This is a genomic window from Psychrobacter sp. MES7-P7E (assembly GCF_002863645.1).
Taxonomy (GTDB): domain Bacteria; phylum Pseudomonadota; class Gammaproteobacteria; order Pseudomonadales; family Moraxellaceae; genus Psychrobacter.
In genome coordinates, this window is sequence record NZ_PJBU01000014.1 from 1 (window position 1) to 8,786 (window position 8,786).

The 8,786-nt window shown below is 43.0% G+C and carries 8 protein-coding genes; 6 read left to right on the plus strand and 2 right to left on the minus strand.

What is annotated here, in order from left to right:
- The first annotated feature begins 266 nt into the window (after positions 1-266).
- The 3 genes from glyQ to CXF62_RS00940 all read left to right on the plus strand — a co-directional run bounded on the left by glyQ (position 267) and on the right by CXF62_RS00940 (position 3,982).
- The gene (gene glyQ / locus CXF62_RS00930; protein ID WP_102092582.1) at positions 267-1,268 is read left to right on the plus strand and encodes a glycine--tRNA ligase subunit alpha; all 1,002 of its coding nucleotides are present in this window, start codon (positions 267-269) and stop codon (positions 1,266-1,268) included.
- A gap of 9 nt (positions 1,269-1,277) precedes the next feature.
- On the plus strand, positions 1,278-3,395 hold the full coding sequence (gene glyS, locus CXF62_RS00935) for a glycine--tRNA ligase subunit beta (RefSeq protein WP_102092578.1): 2,118 nt from the start codon (positions 1,278-1,280) through the stop codon (positions 3,393-3,395).
- 296 nt (positions 3,396-3,691) lie between these two features.
- Positions 3,692-3,982: a hypothetical protein gene (locus CXF62_RS00940; protein ID WP_227526580.1), complete on the plus strand. Its 291-nt coding sequence runs from the start codon at positions 3,692-3,694 to the stop codon at positions 3,980-3,982.
- A 77-nt stretch (positions 3,983-4,059) separates the two neighbouring features.
- Here the strand turns inward: CXF62_RS00940 and CXF62_RS00945 are convergent, their stop codons facing one another.
- Both CXF62_RS00945 and CXF62_RS00950 read right to left on the minus strand, forming a co-directional pair.
- Positions 4,060-4,521, minus strand: coding sequence for a cell division protein ZapA (locus CXF62_RS00945; RefSeq protein ID WP_102092579.1), 462 nt, complete (start codon positions 4,519-4,521; stop codon positions 4,060-4,062).
- A 108-nt stretch (positions 4,522-4,629) separates the two neighbouring features.
- Positions 4,630-5,070 carry a hypothetical protein gene (locus CXF62_RS00950; protein WP_102092580.1) on the minus strand — a complete coding sequence of 147 codons (441 nt, stop codon included), beginning with the start codon at positions 5,068-5,070 and terminating at the stop codon, positions 4,630-4,632.
- A gap of 212 nt (positions 5,071-5,282) precedes the next feature.
- Here CXF62_RS00950 and CXF62_RS00955 point away from each other — a divergent pair, with 212 nt between their 5' ends.
- From CXF62_RS00955 to CXF62_RS00965, 3 genes are all read left to right on the plus strand, one after another.
- The gene (locus CXF62_RS00955; RefSeq protein ID WP_057761477.1) at positions 5,283-5,936 is read left to right on the plus strand and encodes a UPF0149 family protein; all 654 of its coding nucleotides are present in this window, start codon (positions 5,283-5,285) and stop codon (positions 5,934-5,936) included.
- 48 nt (positions 5,937-5,984) lie between these two features.
- On the plus strand, positions 5,985-7,277 hold the full coding sequence (argE, locus tag CXF62_RS00960; protein WP_228153120.1) for an acetylornithine deacetylase: 1,293 nt from the start codon (positions 5,985-5,987) through the stop codon (positions 7,275-7,277).
- A gap of 175 nt (positions 7,278-7,452) precedes the next feature.
- Positions 7,453-8,181, plus strand: a complete 729-nt coding sequence (locus CXF62_RS00965) for a LysE family translocator (protein WP_102092581.1) — start codon at positions 7,453-7,455, stop codon at positions 8,179-8,181.
- The last annotated feature ends 605 nt before the right edge of the window (positions 8,182-8,786 follow it).

Below are 8,786 nucleotides of genomic sequence, written 5' to 3' on the forward strand. Positions count from 1 at the left end.
ACGAATTCCATGATGCTTTGCCTGAAAATGCGCTATACAACCGAGGTTTTGTGCCCACTATGCAAATTTAGTTGATGTAAATATGGATAAAATAGTCAATTTTTAGTAAGGTGAGCAGGCAGATAGAGTCGTTGCCGAATAGGTCGCGCGAGCGCTATCAGAGATTTATTTAATAATACTCATTTCACAGTGGCTTTACTATGAAAACCGAAACTATGACATCCCAAGCGATAACCCCGATGACACAAGATAAAGACTCCCAACCGATGACTTTTCAAGATTTAATCTTAACTTTGCAAAATTATTGGGCCGATAAAGGCTGCGTTGTATTGCAGCCCTACGACATGGAAGTCGGTGCAGGTACTTTTCATACCGCGACGTTTTTGCGCTCATTAGGTCCTGAGCGCTGGAATGCAGCGTATGTACAGCCATCACGTCGTCCTACTGACGGGCGCTATGGTGACAATCCAAACCGCTTGCAGCATTATTATCAGTTCCAAGTCGTATTAAAGCCAAACCCACCGAACATCCAAGAGCTGTATTTGGACTCACTACGAGCCATTGGTATTGATCCATTGGTGCATGATGTGCGTTTTGTAGAAGACAACTGGGAATCGCCAACGCTTGGTGCGTGGGGACTTGGTTGGGAGATTTGGTTAAACGGTATGGAGGTCACGCAGTTCACGTACTTCCAGCAAGTCGGTGGTATCGAGTGTTTCCCAGTCACTGGCGAAATCACTTACGGGCTTGAGCGTTTGGCTATGTATGTGCAGGGCGTCGATAGTGTCTATGATTTAGTCTGGGCAGATGGTGAGTTTGGCCGCGTCACCTATGGCGATGTGTTCCATCAAAACGAAGTCGAGCAGTCTACCTACAACTTTGAGCACGCTGATGTGCCGATGATGGGCGAGATGTTTGACTTTTATGAGCAACAAGCAGACAAATTGGTCGATGCAGGATTGCCACTACCAGCGTATGAGATGGTATTAAAAGCATCTCATGCGTTTAACTTGCTTGATGCACGCGGCGCTATTTCAGTGACTGAGCGTCAGCGTTTTATCCTACGTGTGCGTACACTTGCTCGTAAGGTTGCCTTTGGTTATGTCGAAGCTCGTGCCAAATTGGGCTTCCCGTTGGCTGATGAAGAACATCGCCAAGCCGCGCTTGATAAGTATTTGCCAAAAGAAGACGTGGCAGCAGACAGCTTAGCAGCTGACAACTCAGCAAAAGAAACTACTGACACTAACCAATCTACTAACGATAAATAGGAGCATCCCATGAGTACTATTCTATTTGAACTGGGGTGTGAAGAGCTACCTCCAAAAAGCCTAAAACCATTACGTGATGCACTACAAACCAGTGTCACTGAGCAATTGACGGCAGCAGATATTACCTTTGATAGCATCAAAGCCTTTGCTGCTCCGCGCCGTTTGGCAATTCAGATTCAAGGTATTAGCGATAAGCAGCCTGATCGTACAGAGCAAAAACGTGGCCCTGCGATTAAAGCGGCGTTTGATGCAGAGGGTAACCCAACACGTGCGGCCATGGGTTTTGCTAAAGGTTTGGGTATTGAAGCTAGCGAGCTTACGACGATTAATACCGATAAAGGTGATTATGTTGGTTTTGAGCAAACCATCCGTGGTCAAGCGACCACTGAGCTACTGCCTGCTATTTTCCAAACCGCGCTAGATAATCTGCCAATTGCTAAGCGTATGCGCTCAGGTGCTAGCCGTAACGAGTTTGTGCGTCCAGTACAGTGGGCAGTATTGATGCAGGATGATACTGTCATCGATGCCACTATCCAAGGTCATCAGACGGGTACGCAAACGCGTGGTCATCGCTTCCACAGCCTTGATTATCACAATATTGCCCATGCTAATGATTATGAAGAATTACTAAGTGGTCTAAAAGTAGTAGCAGATTTTGATAAGCGTCAAATGCTGATCAAAAACCAAGTTAAAGCATTGGCAGATGAGGTTAATTCTGATGCCATCGTACCGCAAGATTTATTAGACGAAGTCACCGCATTGGTCGATTTTCCAATTGCGCTACGCGCAAGCTTTGAAGCACGCTTTTTACAAGTACCGCAAGAAGCGCTTATTTCGACTATGCAAGCGGATCAAAAGTATTTTTGCTTGACTGATAAGACTGGCAAATTGCAGCCGTATTTCATTTTTATTACCAATATTGAATCAAAAGATCCTAACCAAATCATTGAAGGTAATGAAAAAGTCGTGCGTCCACGTTTGGCTGATGCAGAGTTTTTCTTCTTACAAGATCAAAAGCAGCCGTTGTTTGCACTCACAGAAAGCCTAAAAAATCGCGTATTCCAAGATAAATTGGGTACGATTTGGGAGAAATCTGAGCGTATAGCCAAGCTAGCTGCATTCATCGCCACGTTGATGCAGCAGCAGGGTCACGATATCAATGTCGATGAAACCGTACGTGCAGGTATTTTGTCTAAAGCGGATTTGGCCAGCTCGCTCGTCGGCGAGTACCCTGAATTACAAGGTATTGCAGGTACTTATTATGCGCGTCTAAACGATGAGCCAGCAGCTGTCGCTGCCAGCTTGGAAGAGCAGTATCTGCCGAAATTCAGCGGCGATGTGCTACCACAAACACCAATTGGTATTTGCTTAGCATTAGCTGATCGTTTGGATACATTGGTTGGTATTTTTGCGATTGACCAAGCACCGACGGGTTCAAAGGATCCGTTTAGCTTACGTCGTTCTGCTATTGGTATCTTGCGTATTTTAATCGAAAAGCAGTTATCGATTAATTTGGTAGCACTTGTCGAAGAAGCTATTAAAAACTATGGCAGACAGAACGCAACAAAGCTTATCAATGAAGAAAAGACTATGGATTTGAGTATTAGCGATACTTTTACCCAAGTCATGGCATTCCTAAACTCGCGCTACCGTGCGATGTATACAGAGCAGGGCGTTAGCGTCGATACGATTCAAGCAGTGCAAGCAATTAACCCGCATATGCCGCTTGATTTTGATCAGCGTATCCGTGCAGTTCAAGCATTTAGCGAGCTGTCACAAGCGTCGATGTTGGCTGATTCAAACAAACGCGTTGCTAATATATTGGCTAAGTCAGAAGTGAGCGTGGCTGATACAGTCGATGAAGCACTACTGTCTGAATCTGCTGAGCAAAATTTATATGCAAATGTGAAGCAAGCACAGACAGTGGTACAACCATTGCTTGAGCAAGCGGACTATACGCAAGTATTGCAAACGCTTGCTAGCTTAGATGAGCCGTTGACCCAGTTCTTTGATCAAGTAATGGTCAACAGTGAAGATGCTGCGCTTAAAAACAATCGCTTGGCATTGCTAAAGCAGGTTCGTGCCTTGTTCTTGACGGTAGCTGATATCAGTGAGCTACAGCTGTAACCCTGCTAAAACCTGATAGTTACTTTAACCTGATTGTTGTTTTAAATTGACGGTTACTTTTAATAAAAACCTGGCTTATCATGGCCAGGTTTTTTGTTATGCAGTTGACTGGTTTACTCATACAGTTATCCGTTAGATATAACCAGTCAATTAGTGCAATCAGCAATTAAACGGTAAAGGCATTGTATTATCGCTATTATTGACGGTAAAATTTATGCTATCAAAACGTCTTAAATAATCTTATTTAATAGATTTCGTTATTTCTCGCGTTTACCCTTAATCGAAGGAGCACTGCTGTGTTTGCTGTTATTATTGTCATCCTTATTATTTGGGCTTCAATGTGGGCTTTTTATAAGTTTATGTACCCGCGCGCACCTAAAAGTATGATGCCAAAAGAAGGAGATGTGACCACACCGCGTCAGTGTAATTTTTGTGGCAACAGCTTGGCTGAATATCGCGGTGTACTCGAAACCAAACCAAGTACAGCTACCGATGGCAATATTGAAGCGAACCAAGAGTTATTCTTTTGCAATTATGAGCATCAAGCAGACTTTCATGCAGGCAAGACCTACACGCCTTATACATAAATAGATAAATGATTGACCAAAAAAAGCGCCTAACTTTATTGGCTAGGCGCTTATGAGTTTAGTACAGTACGATGCATCTATAGAATAGAATGAGCATCTTTCATAATTTTATTGAGCAATGCCTCAGACTGTTTGTCTTTCTGCAAACGATCTTCATCACTTCTTTGATTGGCATGGATTTTTTCATATAGGTTTAAGCAGCACAGTACCAGTATGCTTTCTTGACTTAGGCTTGGCGCATCTCTTTTTAGATCGAGCGCATAGTTGTTGATATATGAAACCGCTGACAGTAGCTCTTCTTGCTCATGTACTGGACAAAAGATTGGATAAGTAACCCCAGCAATCGCAATATCAACTTTTTTAATTTGTGGTTCTGGCGCTTTAGGTGTTTTGGTATTAGATTGTGCCATGGCGCTTGATATATTTGATGCTGCTGGTGTCGTTTTTTGCGCTGGTACTGGCGCGCTTGTTACTGGCACACTTGGCGCTTGAGTATTTTTTGGTTGTTTTTCTATCGATTTGCTTTGGTCATCGGTCATGATAAATCCTACAATGTCTGGTCAGTGAAATGAGTGATATCAGATTTTACAAATAGCGTCTGGTAGCTCAATAAGCAGTACGTCTTTGCTATCTGCTACAAGAATGCGTTAGCCTTCTGCTTGATCGATACGAGTTAGGCGCTGTAATACGACTTGCGTACGCTCGGCTGCCAATTGGTTCTTCTTTTGCAGCTCACTGTTTTGTTGTTTGATATCGCTATACTGCTGCTTTAGCTCATTATTGTGTTGTTGCAGCTCGCTGTTTTGTTGTTGTAATTGGCTGATCTGTTTTTGCAGTTTGTCTTGTTCTTCACCGATCATATGGTGCGCTTCTGCAAGACTTTGATAGCGTTTATCGAGATCGTTCAGTTGTTTTTTGGCACCGTCACGTTCGTTATGACTGTTATCTAATTTGGTTTTTAGGGCGGTAAATTCTTTTGAATCAGTAACAGGGTGTTGTTTTAAGCTGCTAAGTTCAGCACTGACAAGCTGATACTGTTTTTTGATGTCGAGTACCATTTTTTCTAATATTCTAAGTTGATCATACATAGTCAGTTTTTATCCTTAACAAGTAAGCGTGAATGAATTTTGTTCGCTGCATTTAATAATGCCATAGGTGACCGCATAATATCTATATCAACAAAGTAATTACAAGCATCAGGCTTTGTCTTTTCACTTTTATTTATCGATGATTTGTCTATGACATTTTATCGCGACTATTTTTGTTTTATGAGCAGTAATCAATTACTAGGACATCTATTATGAATGATAATATCTCTGGCTGGAATACTTGGCTGACTGCGTTTGATGATTGGACTGACGTGTCTATCAGCGAAGTGCATGGCATGATGACAGGGCTTATGACGGCTTGTAATGCACCCGACGAAGCAACTTGGGCTAAGGTGTTTGAGGAGCTCAGCTTTGCCCCGCTACCAGAGCCTGCATTGACCTTGCTGACAGAAGAAGCGGAAGACATTGTGTTTCAGCTAAAAGACAAAGATGATGCCTACGCGTATATGCCGCTCATCCCAGATGATGAACATGATTTATACGAGCGCGTGATGGCGTTGAAACAGTGGGCAAACGGTTTTATGACCGGTTTTGGCATTACCGATTGTGGTTTGACCAGCGAAGAAAACGAGATGCTATCTGATTTGGCTAAGATTGGCGCAATTCGTCTCGAAGATGATGAAGATTTTGAAGGTGGCGAAGAGTCTTATCTTTACATCTATGAATTTGCTCGTATGGTACCCGTAAGCTTTGCCACGCGTAAACGCAAGGCTGTCAAAGATATCGCGCTCATCGCTGGTTTGTCTATCGATGCCAAAACAACCAAAGAGCTACAGGCAGAAGGCAAGCTACCAAAACCAATGCCGCCAGTGGTTGATGTGATGAATCATAACAATCCATCGTAAGGCAGCTCTGACACATCATAGTTCTGAAAATTGTAGTAAGGATATTTTATGATCCAAAATAATAGTAGTAATAGCGACAACGTCAGTAATAGCGATAACGTTAGCAGTAGCAGCGATGTCCAGCTGAAAAGTATCGAGCATCCTACTCAAAGTCTCGATTGGCTAACACGTCTCATCGCCTTTGACACGGTTAGTCGTCATTCTAATTTGGCTTTGATTAATGATGTAAAGTCGTACTGTGAGCAGTTAGGTTTGACGGTAGATTTGACTTTTAACGAGGCTAAAACCAAAGCCAATTTGTTTGTGACTGTACCGGCTGGCGAGAACGCTGATATTACTAATAACGGTCTGGTCTTATCAGGTCATACCGACGTTGTACCTGTCGATGGACAAGCGTGGTCTTCAGAGCCATTTACCGCGACGATACGGGGTGATAAGCTATATGGTCGCGGTGCGTGTGATATGAAGGGCTTTATCGCTTGTGCGCTTACGGTATTGCCGCAAGCCGTGCAGTTATCGACCAGTGGTCAGCTACGTCGTCCGTTGCATTTGGCATTGTCGTTCGATGAAGAGGTTGGCTGCTTGGGTGCGCCATTGATTTTGGCAGACCTAAAAGCACGCGGCATCATGCCTGATTACTGTATTGTCGGTGAGCCAACTAACATGGCTATGGTAGTTGCACATAAAGGCATCGCGGTTTATCGTTGCCGTGTACATGGCAAGTCGGCGCATTCGTCACTTATTGCACAAGGTGTCAATGCTATTAGCTACGCTAGCAGATTGGTTGGCTACGTAGATACGCTTGCTGAAGAGCTGAGTACTCGTGATGACACTTTAGAAGATGGGGATGCATCATTTACAGTGCCTTATTCGACATTGTCAGTAGGTACCATACATGGTGGTACAGCGACCAATATCGTGCCCAATTTATGCGAGTTTACTTTTGACTATCGTAACCTGCCGCACATGACGCAAGACGATATACTAGCGCCCATTCGAGCCAAAGTCGCTGAGCTAAATGCCCAAATGCAAGCGCGCGCGCCAGAGACTGGCATTGAGCTGATGCAAGAAGAAAGCGTACCAGCAATGACTGACAATGATAGCGCTGAGTTGCAATCATTGATCGCTGCGCTGACAGGAGATGATGAGCGTCATAAAGTGGCTTACGCGACTGAAGGCGGTCAGTTTACCAATGCAGGCATCCCAACGATTATCTGTGGCCCTGGTAGTATTGAGCAGGCGCACAAAGCGGATGAGTATGTGGAGCTTAGTGAAATTGAACGCTGTGATGTGTTTTTAAAGAAGCTATTAGATAGCTGTACGACTCAGCCGTCCATGTAATCGTAATTATTCAGAAGAAGGCATGTCGTTTCTTTAATGATTTCTGCGAGAATTTTTGATATATAGGTATAAATGACACCGTCTTAATGGCGGTGTTTATTTTTTAGTCGCGTATTTAAGTCGTATAGCCTTTCGTATTAGAACCATTTACACATGACAAAGTAGGGGTGGGTTGATGTCTTGGCATCTGTTTGCAGTGTTTTTCGCAAGTACGTTTTTTATCTCAGCGACCCCTGGTCCTAATATGCTGCTGGCATTTCAGTACGGCATGAACTATGGCGTCAAACGAACCTTATGGACGCTAGCAGGTCTGAGCCTTGGCTTGTTTGTATTACTGCTATCGACACTGCTTGGCTTGGACGTAATCAGTCGCCAGTCACCGTGGCTACTGACTATTATCAAAGCCGTGGGTGCGGCATACTTAATCTATTTGGGTATCAGCTCTTGGCGCGATGCTGGTGACAGTAGCTTGATGAGTGATGCTAAAGAGTTGAGTGCCGAGGTAGCAGCAGACTATGCTGCCACTGACGGCGTACCCAGTACACCGCAGCCGCGTTCGCTCTCTAGTGCCGCTACTAAAATAGCGCCGAGCAATACTACCTTGTTTCGTACTGGTGTTTGGGTATCGTTATCTAATCCGAAAGCTATCTTGTTCTTTGCGGCATTTTTCCCTAAGTTTATCAATTTTAGTGCGCCATTGTGGCCACAATATGTCCTATTGACCATCGGCTTGTTTTTGAGCGAAACGATTTGGCAAATCGTATATACGCTAGGTGGCAAGAAGCTAGCAAGCTGGCTCGATGTGGGTAATCGCTTAGCATGGCTCAATCGTGGTTGTGGAGTAATATTTATAATTATCGCTGCTGCCTTATTGGCTGAAGTGATAAATAGTTTTATGGTTTGAAAAATACCGATAATATTTCAAATTAAAGCTATTAATTGATTATATATTTTTTAAAGTATTATCTATAAAAAATAAATTAATTATTGACTTTAGTTTTTAAATCGTTATTATTGGCTCATTAATTTATATCGTTTATCTTTCGTAAGCGATAAATCGTTTCAATTAATCTGCTATTGTCGCCCTGACATTAGCCACAACCTATGGAGGAATCATCGTGTCCTATATAACTACCAAGACGTTTTTAGAGATTAAATGTGTAAACCACATGACAGCAATGACACCTTCGAAAAGGTTTGGCTAAATTTTTATATAAGCTATTGAGTGATATCCCATCTATCGATATTAACGAATAGCCTTCTGTATCTACTTGCGCTATCTCTTTTCTAGGTCTACTGTGCCAAATTTGCTCTGCGATTGTGCTAAGCCATATTGCGCTTGCTGTTATCTGTTTACCTAACATTTTTCTTTACCGCTATTGCTAATAAAGCGACTCAGGCTATGATTCAGCTAAAGCTTTTCTATGCATATAATATTTACGCTGTGGCCGACGGTTCTGATCTATATTATCTTTCTTTAAAATGTCCATAATAAATTAACCATGAATT

Coding starts and splice junctions, on each gene's coding strand:
- glyQ (WP_102092582.1), top strand. CDS start 267: ATGACTTTTCAAGATTTAATCTTAACTTTGCAAAATTATTGGGCCGAT.
- glyS (WP_102092578.1), top strand. CDS start 1,278: ATGAGTACTATTCTATTTGAACTGGGGTGTGAAGAGCTACCTCCAAAA.
- CXF62_RS00945 (WP_102092579.1), bottom strand. CDS start 4,521: ATGACCGATGACCAAAGCAAATCGATAGAAAAACAACCAAAAAATACT.
- CXF62_RS00950 (WP_102092580.1), bottom strand. CDS start 5,070: ATGTATGATCAACTTAGAATATTAGAAAAAATGGTACTCGACATCAAA.
- CXF62_RS00955 (WP_057761477.1), top strand. CDS start 5,283: ATGAATGATAATATCTCTGGCTGGAATACTTGGCTGACTGCGTTTGAT.
- argE (WP_228153120.1), top strand. CDS start 5,985: ATGATCCAAAATAATAGTAGTAATAGCGACAACGTCAGTAATAGCGAT.
- CXF62_RS00965 (WP_102092581.1), top strand. CDS start 7,453: ATGTCTTGGCATCTGTTTGCAGTGTTTTTCGCAAGTACGTTTTTTATC.